Source organism: Salmonella sp. 32010601201800023SM, from assembly GCF_017572235.1.
Classification (GTDB): Bacteria; Pseudomonadota; Gammaproteobacteria; order Enterobacterales; family Enterobacteriaceae; genus Salmonella; species Salmonella enterica.
The window spans coordinates 492,492-513,436 of sequence record NZ_JAGEQS010000003.1 but is presented as its reverse complement, the minus strand read 5'-3'; the positions used below and the strand labels follow the sequence as shown (position 1 = coordinate 513,436).

Sequence of the window (20,945 nt, the reverse complement as noted above, 5' to 3'; positions counted from 1 at the left end):
TCTCCTGAAGGAACGTTGAAGACGACGACGTTGATAGGCCGGGTGTGTAAGCGCAGCGATGCGTTGAGCTAACCGGTACTAATGAACCGTGAGGCTTAACCTTACAACGCCGAAGATGTTTTGGCGGTTGAGAGAAGATTTTCAGCACTGATTCCGGATTTTCGGGAACGAAAGATTTTACGCTGAGGCAAGGCGGCAAATGAAGGAAAGGAAGGAGCATACAGAAGTATGTGACTGACTTTGCGAATGCAGCCAACGCAGCATCGGTGTAAAAGATTCGTTTCCGGTAACAGAATTTGCCTGGCGGCACTAGCGCGGTGGTCCCACCTGACCCCATGCCGAACTCAGAAGTGAAACGCCGTAGCGCCGATGGTAGTGTGGGGTCTCCCCATGCGAGAGTAGGGAACTGCCAGGCATCAAATAAAACGAAGGGCCCTGTCGGAAGACAGGGCCTTTTGTTTTATCTGTGGTCTGTCGGTGAGCACTCTCCTGAGGAGGAGAAATCCGCCGGGAGCGGATTTGAACGTTGCGCAGCAACGGCCCGGAGGGTGGCGGGCAGGACGCCCGCCATAAACTGCCAGGCATCAGTTTAGTGAAGAAGCCCGTCCGTCAGGACGGGCTTCTTTGCGTGTGTGGTAACATTTAAAAATGTAGGCCTGATAAGCGCAGCGCCATCAGGCAACCTGCACCGCCGGATGGCCGCTTCGCCTTATCCGGCCTACATGCACTTATCAGACAGCGCCGCTACTCACGGATAAATTAAATTCAACAATGGATACGGTTTCCCAAGATCGTCGACCTCCGAACGTCCCGTCACCTTAAATCCCATTTTCTTATAAAATCCAAGAGCTTGTGTATTCTGCTCGTTAACATTGGTTGTCAACCCTGGTGCCAGTGTTAACGCATGTTCAACCAGCATCTTACCGATACCCTGACCACGCACGTCCGGATCGACAAACAGCGCATCCATATGTTCGCCGGTAAGCAGCATAAATCCTACCGGCTCATCCTGATCGGTCACGGCAACCCATAGTGGCGCTTCTGGCAGAAAATCGCTCACCAGCTCTTCCAGTTCGGCCCGATAAGCGTTTGACAGAAAATCGTGCGTGGCATCGACTGAGCGACGCCAGATCGCAATCAGTTTTTCCCCTTCCTCATGCCTTGAACGGCGAATGTTAATCATCATCTTCACTCCTTTTTTGCTTACTTCTATTCTAATGCAAATGCTGTCGTGAAACTTTCTCACCTTGAACTTGCAGACTCGACATTCGCCTGATTTCTGAGTATCTTCAGCTATCTGGATGTCTAAACGTTTAAACGTATGTCGTGAGGTTATCAGGTTATGCCGATTCGCGTGCTGGACGAGCTACCCGCCGTCAATTTTTTACGTGAGGAGAATGTCTTCGTCATGACGACTTCTCGCGCATCAGGTCAGGAAATTCGCCCGCTAAAGGTACTTATCCTTAACCTGATGCCGAAGAAGATTGAAACGGAAAATCAGTTTCTGCGTTTGCTATCGAACTCGCCATTGCAGGTCGATATTCAACTACTGCGGATAGATGCCCGCGAGTCGAGGAACACGCCAGCCGAGCATCTGAACAACTTTTACTGTAACTTCGACGATATCTGCGATCAGAACTTTGATGGGCTTATCGTGACCGGAGCGCCGCTGGGTCTGGTGGAGTTTAATGACGTGGCTTACTGGCCGCAGATTAGGCAGGTGCTGGAATGGGCGAAAGATCACGTTACTTCGACGCTATTTGTCTGTTGGGCCGTTCAGGCCGCACTCAATATTCTGTATGGTATCCCTAAGCAGACCCGTACAGATAAACTTTCCGGCGTCTATGAACATCACATCCTTCATCCACATGCTCTGTTAACGCGTGGTTTTGATGATTCGTTTCTGGCGCCACACTCACGCTATGCCGATTTCCCGGCGGCGCTGATACGGGATTATACGGATCTTGAAATTCTGGCCGAAACAGAAGAAGGGGATGCGTACCTGTTTGCCAGCAAAGATAAACGTATTGCGTTTGTCACCGGTCATCCTGAATATGACGCTCATACGTTAGCGGGTGAATATTTTCGTGACGTTGAGGCCGGGTTAAATCCGGAGGTTCCGTACAACTATTTCCCAAAAAACGATCCGCAAAACATACCGCGCGCAACCTGGCGCAGCCACGGTAATTTACTGTTTACTAACTGGCTCAACTATTATGTCTACCAGATTACGCCATATGATCTGCGTCACATGAATCCAACCCTGGATTAATCTTCTGCTTCTGACGATCCTAAAGCGTTTCAGCATGTTGAATCAGGCACCTTCGGGTGCCTTTTTTATTTCCGAAACGCACCTCATCATGTAATTAAATTTAATTTATATTGTTATCAATAGGTTAATGCATAATTAAATTAAAAATGGAAATTGTTTTTGATTTTGAAATTTAATTGAGTAGTCTTAGTTGTGTTGAACGAAAAGCGCACAGTGATCCTTCGTTCGCATTGGGGATGTATCTGGATCAACAACGAGGAGCTGCATGATGAATCCACAGGCAACCACAACTGATGAATTAACCTTTACCAGGCCGCAAGGCGAGCTGGAAAAGCAAGTCCTGACCGCTGAAGCAGTCGAGTTTTTGACGGAGTTAGTCACCCGTTTTACGCCAAAACGCAATAAACTCCTGGCTGCACGTATCCAGCAACAGCAGGATATTGATAACGGTAAGTTGCCTGATTTTATTTCGGAAACCACTTCCATTAGAGAAAGTAATTGGCAGATTCGTGGTATTCCGGCGGATTTACAGGATCGCCGAGTAGAAATTACCGGGCCGGTTGAACGTAAAATGGTGATTAATGCCCTGAACGCAAATGTGAAAGTGTTTATGGCGGATTTTGAAGACTCGCTGGCGCCGGACTGGAATAAAGTTATTGATGGTCAAATCAACCTGCGTGATGCGGTGAACGGCACCATTAGCTATACCAACGAAGCCGGAAAAATCTATCAGCTCAAGCCCGATCCGGCCGTATTGATTTGTCGTGTACGTGGTCTACATCTGCCAGAAAAACATGTTACCTGGCGGGGGGAAGCCATTCCCGGCAGCCTGTTTGATTTTGCTCTGTACTTTTTCCACAACTATAAAGCGCTGCTCGCTAAAGGTAGCGGCCCGTATTTTTACCTGCCGAAAACGCAAGCCTGGCAGGAGGCAGCCTGGTGGAGCGAAGTCTTCAGCTACGCCGAAGACCGCTTTAACCTGCCGCGCGGTACGATCAAAGCGACCCTGTTGATTGAAACGCTTCCTGCTGTTTTCCAGATGGATGAGATTCTTCATGCGTTGCGTGATCATATTGTCGGTCTCAACTGTGGTCGCTGGGATTATATTTTCAGCTATATCAAAACGTTGAAAAATCACCCGGATCGCGTCCTGCCGGACAGGCAGGTGGTAACGATGGACAAACCGTTTCTGAGCGCCTACTCGCGCCTGCTGATCAAAACCTGTCACAAGCGCGGCGCGTTCGCGATGGGCGGTATGGCGGCGTTTATCCCGAGCAAAGACGTTGAACGCAACAATCAGGTCCTTGCCAAAGTGAAAGCGGATAAAGCGCTGGAAGCGAACAACGGCCACGACGGCACGTGGATTGCGCATCCCGGGTTGGCGGATACCGCAATGGCCGTCTTTAACGAGGTACTGGGCGAGCACAAAAATCAGCTGTTCATTACCCGTGATGAAGATGCGCCGATTACCGCTGAACAGTTACTGGAGCCATGTGAAGGCGAACGCACAGAAGCGGGAATGCGCGCCAATATTCGCGTGGCAGTGCAGTACATTGAAGCGTGGATCTCCGGCAATGGCTGTGTACCGATTTACGGTCTGATGGAGGATGCCGCGACGGCGGAAATCTCACGAACCTCTATCTGGCAGTGGATTCACCATGAGAAAACACTGAGCAATGGAAAACCCGTAACGAAAGCGCTTTTCCGCGAAATGTTGGCGGAAGAGATGCGGGTAATCCAGGACGAACTGGGCGAGCACCGCTACAGCAGCGGGCGCTTCGACGATGCCGCACGTCTGATGGAGCAAATCACCACCTCAGATGACTTAATCGACTTCCTCACCCTGCCGGGCTATCGCTTACTGGCTTAATTCACCACATAACAATATGGAGCATCTGCACATGAAAACCCGTACTCAACAAATCGAAGAATTACAGAAAGAGTGGACACAACCGCGCTGGGAAGGCATCACCCGCCCGTACAGCGCGGAGGAGGTGGTGAAATTACGCGGCTCGGTTAACCCGGAGTGCACGCTGGCGCAGCTCGGCGCCGCGAAAATGTGGCGGCTGTTGCACGGTGAAGCGAAAAAAGGCTATATCAACAGCCTTGGCGCGCTGACCGGCGGTCAGGCGTTGCAGCAGGCGAAAGCCGGTATTGAGGCGATTTATCTTTCAGGCTGGCAGGTGGCGGCAGATGCCAACCTGGCATCCAGCATGTATCCGGATCAATCGTTGTACCCGGCAAACTCTGTTCCGGCGGTAGTGGATCGGATCAACAACACTTTCCGTCGTGCGGATCAGATCCAGTGGGCATCCGGTATTGAACCCAACGATCCGCGCTATGTGGATTACTTCCTGCCGATCGTTGCTGATGCGGAAGCCGGTTTTGGCGGCGTTCTGAATGCCTTCGAACTGATGAAATCGATGATTGAAGCCGGTGCAGCGGCCGTTCACTTCGAAGATCAGCTGGCGTCGGTGAAGAAATGCGGCCATATGGGCGGCAAGGTGCTGGTTCCCACGCAGGAGGCGATTCAGAAACTGGTTGCTGCGCGTCTGGCCGCTGATGTGATGGGCGTCCCGACGCTGGTGATTGCGCGTACCGATGCGGATGCGGCAGATCTGATCACCTCCGACTGCGATCCCTATGACAGCAGTTTTATTACCGGCGAACGCACCAGCGAAGGTTTCTACCGCACCCATGCGGGCATTGAGCAGGCGATCAGCCGCGGTCTGGCGTATGCCCCGTATGCCGATCTGGTATGGTGCGAAACCTCTACGCCGGATCTCGAACTGGCGCGTCGTTTTGCCGATGCTATCCACGCGAAGTATCCGGGCAAACTGCTGGCCTATAACTGTTCACCATCCTTCAACTGGCAGAAGAATCTGGACGACAAGACCATTGCCAGCTTCCAGCAGCAGTTGTCGGACATGGGTTACAAATACCAGTTTATTACCCTGGCGGGCATCCACAGCATGTGGTTCAACATGTTCGACCTGGCGCATGCATACGCGCAGGGCGAGGGCATGAAGCACTATGTTGAGAAGGTTCAACAACCCGAGTTCGCCGCGGCGAAAGATGGCTACACCTTTGTTTCCCACCAGCAGGAAGTGGGTACTGGTTACTTCGACAAAGTCACCACCATTATTCAGGGCGGCGCGTCATCCGTTACCGCATTAACGGGTTCCACCGAAGAATCGCAGTTTTGATTGATGCCCGGTGGCGCTGCGCTTACCGGGCCTACAGATAGCGTAGGCCGGATAAGCGAACGCGCCATCCGGCATGATGTGGTGCCGGATGAGGGAAAAAAATGCCGCGTGGCCTGGAATTACTGATTGCTCAAACCATCCTGCAAGGCTTTGACGCGCAGTATGGTCGATTTCTGGAAGTGACTTCCGGCGCGCAGCAGCGTTTTGAACAGGCCGACTGGCACGCCGTCCAGCAGGCGATGAAAAGCCGTATCCACCTCTATGATCATCATGTGGGTCTGGTGGTGGAGCAACTGCGCTGTATTACCGATGGCAAAAGTACCGACGCGGATTTCCTTTTACGCGTTAAAGAGCATTACACCCGGCTGTTGCCGGATTACCCGCGCTTCGAGATTGCGGAGAGTTTTTTCAACTCCGTTTATTGCCGGTTATTTGACCACCGCTCGTTAACACCCGAGCGGTTGTTTATTTTCAGTTCGCAACCGGAGCGTCGCTTTCGTACTATCCCGCGCCCGCTGGCCAAAGACTTCTTTCCCGATCACGGTTGGGAGCCGCTGTTGATGCGCATACTCAGTGACTTACCGCTGCGTCTGCCCTGGCAGAATAAAAGCCGGGATATCCGCTATATTATCGCGCACCTGACTGAAACACTGGGCGAGGACGCGCTACCTCGCTGCCATGTCCAGGTGGCGAACGAGTTGTTTTACCGTAATAAAGCGGCCTGGCTGGTAGGTAAATTAACCACACCTGACGGTACGCTGCCGTTTTTATTGCCGATTCATCGCACTGATGAGGGGGAACTGTTTGTCGATACCTGCCTGACCACCACGGCAGAAGCGAGCATTGTGTTTGGTTTTGCCCGCTCTTATTTTATGGTGTATGCGCCGCTGCCTGCCGCGCTGGTTGAGTGGTTGCGTGAAATCCTGCCGGGTAAAACCACTGCCGAACTGTATATGGCGATTGGCTGCCAGAAACATGCGAAAACCGAAAGCTACCGCGAATATTTGTGTTATCTGGCTGAAAGCGATGAGAAATTCATTGAGGCGCCTGGTATCCGCGGCATGGTGATGCTGGTGTTTACCCTGCCAGGTTTCGACCGGGTATTTAAAATCATTAAAGACAAATTCGCCCCGCAGAAAGAGATGTCTGCCGCCCATGTGCGTGCCTGTTATCAACTGGTAAAAGAGCATGATCGCGTCGGTCGTATGGCGGATACCCAGGAGTTTGAGAATTTCGTACTGGATAAACGGCAAATCGATCCGGCGCTGATGGCGCTGTTACGGCAAGAAGTGCCAGAGAAGATTACCGATCTTGGGGAACATATCGTCATTCGCCATCTCTATATTGAACGTCGCATGGTGCCACTCAATATCTGGCTAGAACAGGTAGAAGGCCAGCAGTTGCGCGATGCGATAGAAGAATATGGTAATGCGATTCGCCAGCTTGCCGCCGCTAATATTTTCCCCGGCGATATGTTGTTTAAAAACTTTGGCGTTACCCGTCATGGCCGCGTGGTGTTCTACGACTACGATGAAATTTGCTACATGACGGAAGTGAATTTCCGCGATATTCCGCCAGCGCGTTATCCGGAAGACGAACTGGCCAGCGAACCCTGGTATAGCGTCTCGCCGGGTGATGTTTTCCCGGAGGAGTTTCGCCACTGGCTGTGTGCCGATCCGCGTATCGGGCCATTGTTTGAAGAGATGCATGCCGACCTGTTTCGCGCCGATTACTGGCGCGCGCTACAGACGCGTATTAAAGAAGGGCATGTAGAAGATGTGTATGCCTATCGACGTCGCCAGCGCTTTAGCGTGCGTTACGGCGCGATCTCAAGTACGGCGAACTCTTCGTAAACCAGTTCCATCTCCGGCGACCAATTACCCTCGCGCTCAAAAAAGGCCCGGTGTGCCGCTTGCCAGTACGCCAGGCTAAGATCGCCTTCGCCTTCCAGTGCGGCGAGATCGGCGCTCATCTCGTTAAAACGGATCAGCCTGAGCGCCAGCGTGCGTATGACGCACACGGCGTCGCCTGTGCCGTTGAGCACAATGTGATATGACCCGGGCGTGACAGGGGGCTGCTCTTTCTGATAGCTAACCAGCGAGCTACAGGTGCCACGCTTTTTACCGGCGACCACTAGCGCCGCCAGCTCGTCGGCCAGCGCCGGCGAATCACCGAAAGACCAACAGAAGGCCTGTGGGTACTTCTCCTGCCAGTATAATTTCAGGCTGCTCATTTCAGCGAGTTCCACCATAGGCCAGCGTCACCTCTTTCGCCGCTTTAATCACCATGGCGCCAAGTTCGGTGACGCGATCGTCGGTAATGCGTGAGCAGGGGCCGGAAATAGAGAGGGCCGCAAACGGTTCGCGGTGTTCGTCATAAATACACGAGGCCACGCAGCGCAGACCGAGCGCATGTTCTTCGTCGTCAAAGGAATAGCCGCGCTTGCGCGTCTGGGCGAGGTCATCTTTCAGATGGATCGGCGACACCAGCGTCGCATGGGTATAAGCGTGCAACCCCTTGCGGTACAGCAGACTGGTAACCTGTTCCTCACTGAGCTGTGATAAAAACGCCTTGCCCGCGCCAGAGGCGTGCATGGGCAGCTTGCCGCCAATAGGGGCGGACATGCGCATCAATTGTGTGCACTGCACCTGGTCGATAATAATAGCCTGATGGTCGCTCTGGTCGAGTACGGCAAGGTTTACCGTTTCGCCGGAGTCCTCCATCAGCTTGCGCAAAATCGGATGGACAATCGCCAGCAGATTACGGCTCTGTAAGAAGCTGCTACCGACGATAAACGCGTGTGCGCCTACGGCCCAGTGGCCCAGCTCACCAACCTGGCGGACAAAACCCTGTTGCTGCATGGTGGTGAGTAGACGGTGAGTCGTGGAATTAGGCAAACCCGCCTGTTGCGCCAGTTCGGTCAGCGCGACGCTGCCGTTGGACTCGGCAATCCACTCCAGTAGCTTCAGACCGCGAGTTAAAGACTGAACCTGCCCGGTTACGGGTGCAGTGGTAGCGGCAGGTTTTCTCCCGCGTTTCGCGGGAACAGGGGCAACCATGGCAGACTCCTTTTTCTGTATCGTGGAAATCATTTTCGTTTTATTCAATTATAATGCAAGAGTTCCTGAACTGATCGGATGAGTGACATCACAGGATGCCCGATGGCGCTTCGCTTATCAGGCCTACGCTTTGGGAGCTGCCAAAGTAATTTGTAGGCTGGATAAGGCGCTTGCGCCGCCATCCGGCAAAGCGACAGAAGTGGGTGGCAAGCTGAACATGTCTCATGTTGCCCGTTGTTCTCTTTTCCGCCAGCACGCTTTGTGCCAGTATGGCTCGTTACGTGGAGCGTTGTCGGGAGCGAGTGTGAGCAGCAAAGTTGAACAACTGCGTGCGCAGTTAAATGAACGTATTCTGGTGCTGGACGGCGGTATGGGCACTATGATCCAGAGCTATCGTCTACATGAAGAAGATTTCCGCGGGGAGCGCTTTGCCGACTGGCCCTGCGACCTGAAAGGCAACAATGACCTGCTGGTCCTCAGCAAGCCGGAGGTGATCGCCGCTATCCACAACGCCTACTTTGAGGCTGGCGCGGATATCATCGAAACCAACACCTTTAACTCGACAACCATTGCGATGGCGGATTACCGGATGGAATCCCTGTCGGCGGAAATTAACTATGCGGCGGCCAAACTGGCGCGTGCCTGCGCTGATGAATGGACGGCGCGAACACCAGAAAAACCACGCTTTGTTGCGGGCGTGCTTGGTCCAACTAACCGCACGGCCTCCATTTCGCCGGACGTCAACGACCCGGCGTTTCGTAATATCACCTTCGATCAGCTGGTGGCGGCCTACCGTGAATCCACTAAAGCGCTGGTGGAAGGTGGCGTAGATCTGATTCTGATTGAGACCGTCTTTGACACCCTGAATGCGAAAGCGGCGGTGTTTGCGGTGAAAGAAGAGTTTGAAGCGCTGGGCGTTGACCTGCCGATCATGATTTCCGGCACCATCACCGACGCCTCTGGCCGTACGCTTTCCGGCCAGACTACCGAAGCCTTTTATAACTCGCTGCGCCACGCCGAGGCGCTCACTTTTGGCCTTAACTGCGCACTGGGGCCAGATGAACTGCGCCAGTACGTCCAGGAACTGTCGCGGATTGCCGAATGCTACGTCACCGCGCACCCGAACGCCGGCCTGCCGAACGCTTTCGGCGAGTACGACCTCGACGCCGACACCATGGCGAAACAGATTCGCGAATGGGCGGAAGCGGGCTTCCTGAATATCGTTGGCGGCTGCTGTGGCACTACGCCGGAGCATATCGCCGCCATGAGCCGCGCCGTTGCCGGTTTGCCGCCGCGCCAGCTGCCGGATATCCCGGTCGCCTGCCGCCTTTCCGGCCTGGAGCCGCTGAACATTGGCGACGATAGCCTGTTTGTCAACGTCGGCGAACGTACTAACGTCACCGGCTCGGCCAAATTTAAGCGCCTGATCAAAGAAGAGAAATACAGCGAAGCGTTGGATGTCGCCCGTCAGCAGGTAGAAAGCGGCGCGCAGATTATTGATATCAATATGGATGAGGGGATGCTCGACGCCGAAGCGGCGATGGTGCGTTTCCTCAGCCTGATTGCCGGTGAGCCGGATATTGCCCGTGTACCAATCATGATCGACTCCTCCAAATGGGAGGTTATCGAAAAAGGGCTGAAGTGCATTCAGGGTAAAGGCATCGTCAACTCTATTTCGATGAAAGAGGGCGTGGAAGCCTTTATTCATCATGCGAAGCTTCTGCGTCGCTACGGCGCGGCAGTGGTGGTGATGGCCTTTGATGAGCAGGGGCAGGCCGATACCCGCGCGCGTAAAATCGAAATTTGCCGCCGAGCCTACAAAATTCTCACCGAAGAGGTGGGTTTCCCGCCGGAAGACATCATCTTCGACCCGAATATCTTCGCCGTGGCGACCGGTATTGAAGAGCACAACAACTACGCGCAGGACTTTATCGGCGCTTGCGAAGACATCAAACGCGAGCTGCCGCACGCGCTGATTTCCGGCGGCGTGTCTAACGTTTCCTTCTCGTTCCGCGGCAACGACCCGGTACGTGAGGCTATCCACGCGGTATTCCTCTACTACGCCATCCGCAACGGCATGGACATGGGTATCGTCAACGCCGGACAGCTGGCGATTTATGACGACCTGCCTGCCGAACTGCGCGATGCGGTTGAAGATGTCATTCTTAACCGTCGCGATGACGGCACCGAGCGTTTGCTGGATTTGGCGGAGAAATATCGCGGCAGTAAAACCGACGAGGCTGCCAACGCCCAGCAGGCGGAATGGCGTAGCTGGGACGTGAAAAAGCGTCTCGAATACTCGCTGGTGAAAGGCATTACCGAATTTATCGAACAGGATACCGAAGAAGCCCGCCAGCAGGCCGCCCGCCCGATTGAGGTGATCGAAGGGCCGCTGATGGACGGCATGAATGTGGTCGGCGACCTGTTTGGCGAAGGGAAAATGTTCCTGCCACAGGTGGTGAAATCCGCTCGCGTGATGAAACAAGCGGTGGCCTACCTGGAGCCGTTTATTGAAGCCAGCAAAGAAAAAGGCTCCAGCAACGGCAAGATGGTCATCGCCACCGTGAAGGGCGATGTGCACGACATTGGCAAGAACATTGTTGGCGTGGTGCTGCAATGCAACAACTACGAAATCGTCGATCTTGGCGTGATGGTGCCAGCGGAGAAAATCCTCAGAACGGCGCGTGAAGTGAATGCCGATCTGATCGGTCTTTCCGGGCTGATTACCCCGTCGCTGGACGAAATGGTCAACGTGGCGAAAGAGATGGAGCGTCAGGGCTTTACTATCCCGCTACTGATCGGCGGCGCAACCACTTCGAAAGCGCATACGGCGGTGAAAATCGAGCAGAACTACAGCGGTCCGACGGTCTACGTGCAGAATGCTTCGCGTACCGTGGGCGTGGTGGCGGCGCTACTCTCCGACACCCAGCGCGATGACTTTGTCGCCCGTACCCGCAAAGAGTACGAAACCGTGCGTATTCAGCACGCCCGCAAAAAACCGCGCACGCCGCCGGTCACGCTGGAAGCGGCGCGCGATAACGATCTGGCATTCGATTGGGAACGCTACACCCCGCCGGTAGCCCACCGTCTGGGCGTGCAGGAGGTGGAAGCCAGCATCGAAACTCTGCGCAACTACATCGACTGGACGCCGTTCTTTATGACCTGGTCGCTGGCCGGCAAATACCCGCGCATTCTGGAAGATGAGGTGGTGGGCGTTGAGGCGCAGCGTCTGTTTAAAGACGCCAATGATATGCTGGATAAACTGAGCGCCGAGAAACTGTTGAATCCGCGTGGCGTGGTGGGCCTGTTCCCGGCGAACCGTGTGGGTGACGACATCGAAATCTATCGCGACGAAACCCGTACTCATGTTCTGACGGTCAGCCACCACCTGCGCCAGCAGACTGAGAAAGTCGGTTTTGCCAACTACTGTCTGGCGGATTTTGTCGCGCCGAGATTGTCCGGAAAAGCGGACTACATCGGCGCGTTTGCCGTCACCGGCGGTCTTGAAGAAGACGCCCTGGCTGATGCTTACGAAGCGCAACACGACGACTATAACAAGATCATGGTGAAAGCGATTGCCGACCGTCTGGCGGAAGCGTTCGCGGAATATCTGCATGAGCGTGTACGTAAGGTTTACTGGGGATATGCGCCGAACGAGAGCCTGAGTAACGACGAATTAATCCGCGAAAACTACCAGGGGATTCGCCCGGCGCCGGGTTATCCTGCCTGCCCGGAACATACCGAAAAAGGCACTATCTGGCAGCTACTGGATGTCGAAAAACACACCGGGATGAAGCTCACCGAATCTTTCGCCATGTGGCCTGGCGCGTCGGTCTCCGGCTGGTACTTCAGCCATCCTGAGAGCAAATACTTCGCGGTAGCGCAGATCCAACGCGATCAGGTGACAGATTATGCTTTTCGTAAAGGAATGAGCGTTGAGGACGTTGAGCGATGGCTGGCGCCGAACCTGGGTTACGATGCGGACTGATTCATAAAATCGTCACTTTTCCTTACAACATACAAGGCACTCATTGGGTGCCTTGTCTCTTTCTTACAATTAAACCCTTATACTGAAGGAAGGCTCTACGCTGAATTTGCCGGATGGCGGCGTAAACGCCTTATCCAGCATACCGTATTACGTATGGTAAGCCCGGTGGCGTGCAACGCCAGCAGGCCTTAACGCTGTGCGCCATCAGGCAATTTACCGCAAGTGAGCTTCAGGAAAACGTATAACGATAAGGAGAACCTGACGCCGTGTTAACTTTGCTCCATCTACTTTCTGCCGTTGCGCTGTTGGTATGGGGAACACATATCGTTCGTACTGGCGTAATGCGCGTGTTTGGCGCGCGTCTACGCACTGTCCTCAGCCGCAGCGTGGAAAAGAAACCGCTCGCCTTTTGTGCGGGTATCGGTGTTACCGCGCTGGTACAAAGCAGTAACGCCACCACTTTATTGGTAACGTCGTTTGTCGCCCAGGATCTTGTCGCCCTGACGCCAGCTCTGGTGATTGTGCTGGGCGCTGATGTGGGTACTGCGCTAATGGCGCGTATCCTGACCTTCGATCTCTCGTGGCTGTCGCCGCTGCTGATTTTTATCGGCGTGATTTTCTTTTTGGGACGTAAGCAGTCCCGCGCCGGGCAGCTGGGTCGCGTCGGTATCGGGCTTGGCCTGATTCTACTGGCGCTGGAGCTGATTGTGCAGGCAGTGACGCCGATCACTCAGGCTAATGGCGTGCAGGTCATTTTCGCGTCGCTGACGGGCGACATTATGCTGGATGCGCTGATTGGCGCGATGTTCGCTATTATCAGTTATTCCAGCCTGGCGGCGGTGTTGCTGACGGCGACCCTGACGGCGGCGGGGATTATATCGTTCCCGGTGGCGTTGTGCCTGGTTATCGGCGCTAATCTGGGATCGGGGCTGTTGGCGATGCTCAATAACAGCGCCGCCAATGCTGCCGCGCGTCGCGTAGCGCTCGGCAGCCTATTGTTCAAATTGATCGGCAGCCTGGTCATCCTGCCGTTTGTCCATCCGCTGGCGAATCTGATGGATGAGCTATCGCTACCGAAATCAGAGCTGGTGATCTATTTCCACGTTTTCTATAACCTGGTGCGCTGCCTGGCGATGGTGCCATTTGCCGAGCTGATGGCGCGTTTTTGTAAACGAATTATTCGTGATGAGCCTGAACTGGATACCCATCTGAAGCCGAAACATCTGGATGTCAGCGCGCTGGATACGCCAACGCTGGCGCTGGCTAATGCTGCCCGTGAGGTGCTGCGCATTGGCGATGCGATGGAACAGATGATGGAAGGGCTAAAAAAGGTCATGCACGGCGAGCCGCGTGAAGAGAAAGCGCTGCGCAAGCTGGCGGATGACGTTAACGTGCTCTACACCGCGATTAAGCTTTATCTGGCGCGAATGCCAAAAGACGAGCTGGCGGCGGAGGAGTCCCGCCGGTGGGCGGAGATTATTGAGATGGCCCTGAACCTCGAACAGGCGTCGGATATTATCGAGCGAATGGGCAGTGAGATTGCCGACAAGTCGCTGGCGGCGCGTCGGGCATTTTCAGAAGAAGGATTGAAAGAGCTGGATGCGCTTTACGATCAACTGCTCAGTAATCTGCAACTGGCGATGTCGGTCTTTTTCTCCGGCGATGTCACCAGCGCCCGTCGGTTGCGCCGCAGTAAACATCGCTTCCGTATACTTAATCGCCGATACTCACATGCGCATGTCGACCGCCTGCACCAGCAGAACGTGCAAAGCATTGAAACCAGCTCGCTCCATTTAGGGCTGCTGGGCGATATGAAGCGTCTTAACTCACTGTTCTGTTCGGTCGCCTATAGCGTACTGGAACAGCCGGATCAGGATGAGGAACGGGGCGAGTATTAAGTGAAATGCCGGATGGCGGGGCCTACGGAGAACATGCGCGTAGGCCCGCCATTCGGCATTCAATGTGGCCTGGGATTAAAAGCGATGACCCGCTTCCAGCGCCACGGCCTCTTCGCCCGCTTTAAACACCCAGGTGGTATTCGGGCCGCCGAGAACCGCCTGGCCGTTGCTCACCTGAATCCAGTTACCTTCCGGCAAACCAATCACTGTCAGTTCCGGCGCGACCACCAGCAGTTCGCGAATACGCTGCTCGCGGGTCTCGCCCTTATGACCTTCCGGCAAGGCGTTAGTGAAGTGAGGATTAATTTGCAGCGGGAACAGATCCAGCGCGTCGAAACCGTTTGGATCGACGATCGGCATATCGTTGGTCGTGCGGATAGTCGGGCAGGCAAGGTTGGCGCCCGCGCTCCAGCCGATATACAGCGCGCCGCGTTTTACCCTGTCCGCCACCGGCGCCAGCAGCCCGCGTTCACGCGATTCTTTCAGTAGCTGGAAGGTATTTCCGCCGCCGACAATAATGATTTCCGCTTTCTCAATCGCCGCAAGCGGATCGGCGACACGATGAATCCCTGTGACGTTTATCCCTAATGGCGCAAGTACCTCTGCGGTTTTATCCGTGTACTCGTCCCATGTTTGCGTGACGCCGGCAAACGGAATAAACACGGCTGAACGTCGACCGTTCAATTGATTCGCTATCAGCGGCAGAGCGTGTTCCAGCCAGGCTTTACCCGGCAGCGTCGAGTTACTTAATAAAAGCAGTTCCATTACTTCTCCACCTCATCAGGAAATGTCAAAACGTAATAATGCTACCATTATCCATTTAATGTCTTACTGATATGGCTCATGATGTTACGCGTGTTACAGGCAACGCGCGGTCGCTAAAAGTGACGACAGGCCAGATCTGCCATCTGGTATCGCCTGAAAAATTACAGGTATAATCCGCAAAATTATTTAACACGTTTAGAGACGAAAATGGCAAAACTGACCTTACAAGAGCAACTGCTACAAGCGGGATTAGTGACCAGCAAAAAAATGGCCAAAGTCCAACGCACGGCTAAAAAATCACGCGTTCAGGCTCGTGAGGCCAGAGAAGCGGTGGAAGAAAATAAAAAGGCGCAACTTGAGCGTGATAAACAACTCAGTGAACAGCAAAAACAAGCGGTTTTAGCGAAAGAGTTTAAAGCTCAGGTTAAGCAACTTATTGAAATGAATAGAATCAATGTATCTAAAGGCAATATTGGTTTTAACTTCACCGATAATAACGTCATCAAAAAAATAGACGTGGATAAGCTCACTCAGACGCAACTGATTAATGGGCGTCTCGCGATTGCGCGTCTGGTTATCAATAACAGCGGTGAATGTGAATATGCGATTATTCCCGCGAGCGTCGCCGATAAAATCGCACAACGAGATGCGGACAGTATTGTCGTAAACAGTGCGCTGAGTCAGGAAGAGCAGGACGAAGATGATCCGTATGCCGATTTTAAAGTTCCTGACGATTTGATGTGGTAAGTCACATTCCCGACGTTTATGTAGAAAAATTTCTCAGAGAGTAAATATGCTGACCGACACATCTACCCGGCTTAATAAATATATCAGTGAAAGCGGCATCTGTTCGCGTCGCGAGGCGGACCGTTTTATCGAACAGGGCAATGTTTTTATCAACGGCAAACGCGCCGCCATTGGCGATCAGGTAGTCGCAGGGGATATTGTTAAAGTAAATGGTCGGTTGATTGAGCCGCGAGAAGCGGATGATTTAGTGCTGATTGCGCTGAATAAACCGGTTGGCATTGTCAGTACCACTGAAGACGGCGAACGCGACAATATTGTCGATTTTGTGAACCACAGCAAACGTATCTTCCCGATTGGCCGTCTGGATAAAGACTCGCAGGGGCTGATATTTCTGACTAACCACGGCGATCTGGTCAATAAGATTCTGCGTGCCGGTAACGATCACGAAAAAGAGTATCTGGTGACGGTGGATAAACCGATTACCGACGAGTTTATTCGTGGTATGGGCGCTGGCGTGCCGATTCTGGGTACCGTCACCAAAAAATGTAAGGTGAAAAAAGAGGCGCCGTTTGTCTTTCGCATCACCCTGGTGCAGGGATTAAACCGTCAGATCCGTCGTATGTGTGAATACTTTGGTTATGAAGTGACGAAACTGGAGCGTACGCGCATTATGAACGTCAGCCTGAGCGGGATTCCGCTGGGCGAGTGGCGCGACCTGACGGACGATGAGCTGATCGATCTGTTTAAGTTGATTGAGCGTTCCTCTTCCGAAGCCAAACCAAAGGCCAAAGCGAAGCCGAAGACCACGGGTATTAAGCGACCGGTCGTTGCGATCGAAAAAAGCAATGAGAAAGCGCGCCCGACATCAAGCGGTAAGCGCTTTACCTCGCCGGGACGAAAGAAGAAAGGACGTTAACGTCTGCCGCGCGTCGGCGTATTCGCCGACCAGGAGAATGACGCTTCCGTATCGGGTTTATACGCCTGCTTCTTCTTCAACTGGCGGGCTTTTTTCGCTTCAGCCTCACGCAGCGCCATCAGCTTATCGATGTACTCCTTTTTTACGCTGTTGGTCTCAGAATTGGTCAGCGGACGACCGTGTGCAATACGGGCGCGGTCCAGCAACGTTTTCAGTTCGCGCTGTTCGCGCTCGGTCATCTCTTTTTGGGTAATGCGGGGGAGTGCCATACGGGTGCCCTCAGTTAGCCGATGCATTTAGTCTACGGCAATACGCAACGGGCGGATAGCGTGTAAGCCGGGTAAGCTTGCGCCACCCGGCAATATTTTAATTTACCTTTGCCGTTTCGCCCGATTTTTCAACAATCGGTTTCCCGGACCAGTAACCAGCCAGTAGTGACCCTGAAAGGTTGTGCCACACTGAGAACAGCGCGCCAGGCAGCGCTGCGAGCGGGCCAAAGTAGATTTTACCCAATGCAGCAGCAAGACCAGAGTTCTGCATCCCGACTTCGATCGCCAGCGTTCGACAGGTTGACTCATCAAAACCGAACAGACGTCCACCCCAGTAGCCGCCAAGCAGGCCAAGGGTGTTATGCAGGATCACCGCGATGATCACCATAAAGCCGACGGAGGCGATATGTGAAGCTGAACCCGCGACCACCGCGCTGATGATTGCCAAAATGCACACCATCGAGAATGCTGGCAGATAAGGTTTTACCACTTTCACTACGCGCGGAAACAGATGGTGAATCACCAGCCCCAGCGTGATTGGAATGACCACAATCTGTAGAATGCTCAGCAGCATACCCATCACGTCGACTTGAATATGGGCATCGACGTACAGGCGCGTGAGTAGTGGTGTGGCGACCACGCCGACCAGCGTGGAGACCGATGAAATGGTGACTGAGAGCGCGACGTCTCCCTTCGCCAGATAGATCATTACGTTAGAGGCGGTGCCGCTGGCTACGCTGCCGACCAGTACCATCCCGGCGGACAGATCTGGCGGCATCTTAAACAGCAACGCCAGCAGCCATGCCGCGAGCGGCATTACCAGATAGTGCAGGAATATCCCTGCGGCGACAGGGGCTGGTCGGGAGAGCACGCGTTTAAAGTCGTCAACGTTAAGATGGACCCCCATACCGAACATAATCAACATCAGTAGTGTCGCGACCCACGGCCCAACAGGAGTAAAGGTGGATGGTGTGTAATACGCAATGAGAGAGAGCAGCAGCGCCCATAACGGGAACAGCCGGGTAATGACGGCGAGCATGTTGTTTTCCTTGCAAGTATGTTGTGTTTGTTATCAACGGGTCAGGATCGAGCCAGACCATAGTTATTGTTTATCGCGTGAAGGAAGATTATTCAAACAAATTACGCTCATGATCCAGTGTGGGCACGTGGCAGGCCGGATGACGCGCCTGCGTCGCCATCCGGCAACGCATCGCCCGATGGCGCTTACGCTACCGTATTAGAAATATATAGAGGTTCTGGTGGCGTAAAGAAAAGCGCCGGCATTGAAGAGAAGGAAGCTTTAACGCAGTGATAACTTATATTGTTTCACTTTGCTTTGGATTGTGTTTTTTAAACTAAAATAAGGCACCCAGGGCAATGCTGTGTTCCAGGGGCGAGGGGAACCATGAAAACAGACTATGCTTGCTCCGTCAGGTAATTTTCCATTACCTGTCCCATCGTATAGTTCAGGGTTAAAACCAATCATTTTTGGTGTTGCTATATTAGCTTTGTAACTAATAATTCTTCCGGGTAAGATGTTTTGCCATCTTTCAGCATCTTGACATATTCTGCCGATAAATCCTTGATCGCCATGATAGGGTGGGGTTCTTATGGCATTGATTTCCTTTTCAGGATTTTTCATAAATTCATCCCACACATTTTTTTTTGCGGGTGCAGGAATAAACATAATACCTGTTGCTGGCGCAACTGAAGCACCATGCTGAGAAAAGTCATTAAGTAATGTTATTTTTTTCACAGTTGTCAGAGGAGTAATATCTCCCACAATAACGCTATCTATATCAATATAGAGAATATCCTCATTACCAAGAACAGGATGCAGTGGATTGAAAAGTTCTAGTTTTGCCCACCATCCTGGCCAATCATACAAAAGAGGCGCTGTATTTACTCCTTTTATCTTTAGCGCATCTGTTAAACAAACAGAATCATAACCTTTGAGCTGCTTATGTAACCATTGAGCATGTTTTGTGGTGAAGTCTTTGCTTTGTCTGAGCACAGAAACAATAATCATTATATTCCCCTGTGAATATTAGGTGTTTTTAGCCGTGTTCCACTATATTTAATGTGCTTTATATTGCAACAAAATTAGTGTTCATATGGTTATTGAAGTTTAATTACATTCAAGATGTGAATGTAATTAATTTGTTTATAATGTTATTAATATATGTAATGTAAGTTGATAAATGGTTTAGTGATTGTTTTGTCTTTTATATTTCCATGGGGAGATATAAAATAAGAGTTGGGATGGGAGTGATCTTATTTCCCCTTTTTACTGCTCCCGGCTCTATATCAATTCCAAATTTGGAATTTAGCTTGCGATTAATCTATAATCCAGTTTTTTTCTGTTTTTTTGAACCATAGATATACATCTCATTTGCCAGACGCCACCAAAATAAAAAATTACGACGGCGATTGTTATTGGCCTGCATAAGTAATCGATATAATAAAAATTCATTACTGCGAATAATCTCATGTCGCCAGTATTCCCGTAATCCATTTCCTTTTTTAGATATGGAAAATAATAAGTAATGTAAGAGTTTGATTTTTTCTTCCTCCAATGAAGAAATCTAGCTTGTTAAATAAATGTTATTATCGTAGGAGGTTCACGTATCAATTGGTAAAAATACTATAAGATGGCTTTTTATAATACTTCATTTGCTATACAAACTGAACATTTGATGCTAAAAAATAAATAATAAAGGGTATTAATTTAATTCAACACCGCCGGGCTTTATACCCGGCGAGAGATTCAACAATCGTATTGCCAGCTACTAACTAAGGCATAAAGGTGGCTGGGGGAGTAGCGCCAGCTATCGTTTAGTCCGAGAAATTCAGCGCAAAACTCGCTGCAAAACAGTTTATCTTTGCGCTCCCGGTTATACAGCGCGATACCGAGCGCGCCCTGCCAGTCATAGCGTTTGCCGTTGTGTTTGCGGAAAAAGGCCTCCACTTCCGGCAACGTGGCCTTTAACGGTAGCTTATCCCACTTATCGTCCGGTAACGGTATTATCTTTCCCCGCACGCCGCGATCGCGAAACGATGCGGAGTAGCAGAGGTATTCATTACCGCCGTGCGCCACCGCCAGTTCACAGTGAGAGTAGATACCGCGCGTGACTTTGCGCGTGAGCCAGTCGACAAACCTGGCGATGCCGCGATACTCCGATCGCCCCTTATAGCAAGCGAGCCAGACGGTGGTTTGACTCATGGCTGCCAGCCTGATGAATAGTCGTAGTCGAGCACAGCCTCGATATCCCCCAGCGCTTCTACCGCCGCAATATGCCGCTGCGCGTTGGCAAACAGGCGCATGTCGTGATCCATAGTGACGGTTTCAAACTGCGCGGCGATGTCGTTGGTCAGTTCAATCAAACCGTTATTTTTGGTCTGCCACATTAACCCTGCCGGAATCTGCTTTGCCTGACCCATTCTGGTGAGTGACATTTGCTGAATACGGCTGTTAGCATCGCTGTGGAAATGGTTGCCGTCGATAACGATATAATCGGCGGTAACGGTGTCGCGGTGAGCTTTTATACTTAGAACTACATTTTCTTTTTTATTTACCAGCGCATCATTGAAAGCTGTCGGGTTGTATATCCATTTATCACCTACCAGTTGATAAAATTCACCTGGCGGTGGTGTAGTGATAAATGAAAATGGTGCTAAACAAATCCAGCATGGTTTTCCTCTTAATTTCCATTGTTCATCATTTACTGGTTTTATGGATTCTGGTAATACAACATTTAGCGAGGTATCGTCAATCCAGTCGATAACTTCAAAAGTCGAAGGATGGTAGTACACATATTTAGTCAT

18 protein-coding genes, 2 rRNA genes and 1 pseudogene are annotated in these 20,945 nt (G+C 52.1%); 11 read left to right on the top strand and 10 right to left on the bottom strand.

Annotation, left to right across the window (positions count from 1 at the left end):
• Both J4617_RS13215 and rrf read left to right on the top strand, forming a co-directional pair.
• Nucleotides 1-103: ribosomal RNA gene (locus J4617_RS13215) — 23S ribosomal RNA — on the top strand; the annotation flags it as partial.
• 196 nt (nt 104-299) lie between these two features.
• Nucleotides 300-415: ribosomal RNA gene (gene rrf / locus J4617_RS13210) — 5S ribosomal RNA — on the top strand.
• 333 nt (nt 416-748) lie between these two features.
• Here the strand turns inward: rrf and J4617_RS13205 are convergent.
• Complete coding sequence (locus J4617_RS13205) at nt 749-1,186, bottom strand: acetyltransferase (protein WP_017466127.1); 438 nt, start codon at nt 1,184-1,186, stop codon at nt 749-751.
• 156 nt (nt 1,187-1,342) lie between these two features.
• On the opposite strand from J4617_RS13205, the gene metA reads away from it, so the two are divergent.
• The 4 genes from metA (at nt 1,343) to aceK (ending at nt 7,331) form a co-directional block, all read left to right on the top strand.
• A complete protein-coding gene (metA, locus tag J4617_RS13200; protein WP_001122767.1) occupies nt 1,343-2,272 on the top strand; it encodes a homoserine O-succinyltransferase in 930 nt (309 codons plus the stop codon).
• 268 nt (nt 2,273-2,540) lie between these two features.
• Complete coding sequence (aceB, locus tag J4617_RS13195; protein ID WP_001069371.1) at nt 2,541-4,142, top strand: malate synthase A; 1,602 nt, start codon at nt 2,541-2,543, stop codon at nt 4,140-4,142.
• A gap of 31 nt (nt 4,143-4,173) precedes the next feature.
• Nucleotides 4,174-5,478, top strand: a complete 1,305-nt coding sequence (gene aceA, locus J4617_RS13190; protein WP_000857884.1) for an isocitrate lyase — start codon at nt 4,174-4,176, stop codon at nt 5,476-5,478.
• Between the two features lie 101 nt (nt 5,479-5,579).
• Nucleotides 5,580-7,331, top strand: a complete 1,752-nt coding sequence (gene aceK, locus J4617_RS13185) for a bifunctional isocitrate dehydrogenase kinase/phosphatase (RefSeq protein WP_001137268.1) — start codon at nt 5,580-5,582, stop codon at nt 7,329-7,331.
• Here the strand turns inward: aceK and J4617_RS13180 are convergent.
• Both J4617_RS13180 and iclR read right to left on the bottom strand, forming a co-directional pair.
• A complete protein-coding gene (locus J4617_RS13180) occupies nt 7,295-7,702 on the bottom strand; it encodes an ASCH domain-containing protein (protein WP_010989091.1) in 408 nt (135 codons plus the stop codon). The genes aceK and J4617_RS13180 overlap by 37 nt on opposite strands.
• Nucleotides 7,703-7,712: 10 nt before the next feature.
• Complete coding sequence (iclR, locus tag J4617_RS13175) at nt 7,713-8,537, bottom strand: glyoxylate bypass operon transcriptional repressor IclR (protein WP_001661721.1); 825 nt, start codon at nt 8,535-8,537, stop codon at nt 7,713-7,715.
• Nucleotides 8,538-8,841: 304 nt separating this feature from the next.
• Between iclR and metH the strand changes: the two genes are divergently transcribed.
• Both metH and J4617_RS13165 read left to right on the top strand, forming a co-directional pair.
• Nucleotides 8,842-12,525, top strand: coding sequence for a methionine synthase (metH, locus tag J4617_RS13170; protein WP_017466128.1), 3,684 nt, complete (start codon nt 8,842-8,844; stop codon nt 12,523-12,525).
• A gap of 266 nt (nt 12,526-12,791) precedes the next feature.
• Entirely contained in the window at nt 12,792-14,423 is a 1,632-nt protein-coding gene (locus tag J4617_RS13165) for a Na/Pi cotransporter family protein (RefSeq protein WP_000956811.1), read from the top strand.
• A gap of 75 nt (nt 14,424-14,498) precedes the next feature.
• Here the strand turns inward: J4617_RS13165 and pepE are convergent, their stop codons facing one another.
• Entirely contained in the window at nt 14,499-15,188 is a 690-nt protein-coding gene (pepE, locus tag J4617_RS13160; protein ID WP_000421783.1) for a dipeptidase PepE, read from the bottom strand.
• A 71-nt stretch (nt 15,189-15,259) separates the two neighbouring features.
• On the opposite strand from pepE, the gene J4617_RS13155 reads away from it, so the two are divergent.
• The 3 genes from J4617_RS13155 to rluF are packed head-to-tail and all read left to right on the top strand — an operon-like array spanning nt 15,260 to nt 16,851.
• A complete protein-coding gene (locus J4617_RS13155; RefSeq protein ID WP_031624748.1) occupies nt 15,260-15,361 on the top strand; it encodes a hypothetical protein in 102 nt (33 codons plus the stop codon).
• A 34-nt stretch (nt 15,362-15,395) separates the two neighbouring features.
• Complete coding sequence (locus tag J4617_RS13150; RefSeq protein WP_017466129.1) at nt 15,396-15,935, top strand: DUF2058 domain-containing protein; 540 nt, start codon at nt 15,396-15,398, stop codon at nt 15,933-15,935.
• Nucleotides 15,936-15,981: 46 nt separating this feature from the next.
• Nucleotides 15,982-16,851 carry a 23S rRNA pseudouridine(2604) synthase RluF gene (rluF, locus tag J4617_RS13145; protein ID WP_000954611.1) on the top strand — a complete coding sequence of 290 codons (870 nt, stop codon included), beginning with the start codon at nt 15,982-15,984 and terminating at the stop codon, nt 16,849-16,851.
• On the opposite strand, the gene J4617_RS13140 is transcribed toward rluF, so the two are convergent.
• The 6 genes and pseudogenes from J4617_RS13140 to J4617_RS13115 all read right to left on the bottom strand — a co-directional run bounded on the left by J4617_RS13140 (nt 16,848) and on the right by J4617_RS13115 (nt 20,945).
• Nucleotides 16,848-17,120 carry a DUF3811 domain-containing protein gene (locus J4617_RS13140; protein WP_001207628.1) on the bottom strand — a complete coding sequence of 91 codons (273 nt, stop codon included), beginning with the start codon at nt 17,118-17,120 and terminating at the stop codon, nt 16,848-16,850. The two genes, rluF and J4617_RS13140, sit on opposite strands and share 4 nt — an antisense overlap.
• A 97-nt stretch (nt 17,121-17,217) precedes the next feature.
• On the bottom strand, nt 17,218-18,159 hold the full coding sequence (panS, locus tag J4617_RS13135) for a ketopantoate/pantoate/pantothenate transporter PanS (protein WP_000881647.1): 942 nt from the start codon (nt 18,157-18,159) through the stop codon (nt 17,218-17,220).
• Nucleotides 18,160-18,420: 261 nt separating this feature from the next.
• A complete protein-coding gene (locus tag J4617_RS13130) occupies nt 18,421-19,149 on the bottom strand; it encodes a hypothetical protein (protein ID WP_022544687.1) in 729 nt (242 codons plus the stop codon).
• 196 nt (nt 19,150-19,345) lie between these two features.
• A pseudogene (locus J4617_RS13125) lies at nt 19,346-19,635 on the bottom strand (hypothetical protein).
• A gap of 252 nt (nt 19,636-19,887) precedes the next feature.
• Nucleotides 19,888-20,343 (bottom strand): hypothetical protein, encoded by a 456-nt coding sequence (locus tag J4617_RS13120; RefSeq protein WP_017465885.1) that lies wholly within the window; start codon nt 20,341-20,343, stop codon nt 19,888-19,890.
• Nucleotides 20,340-20,945 (bottom strand): DUF4376 domain-containing protein, encoded by a 606-nt coding sequence (locus J4617_RS13115; protein WP_017465886.1) that lies wholly within the window; start codon nt 20,943-20,945, stop codon nt 20,340-20,342. Before J4617_RS13115 ends, J4617_RS13120 begins: the two co-directional genes overlap by 4 nt.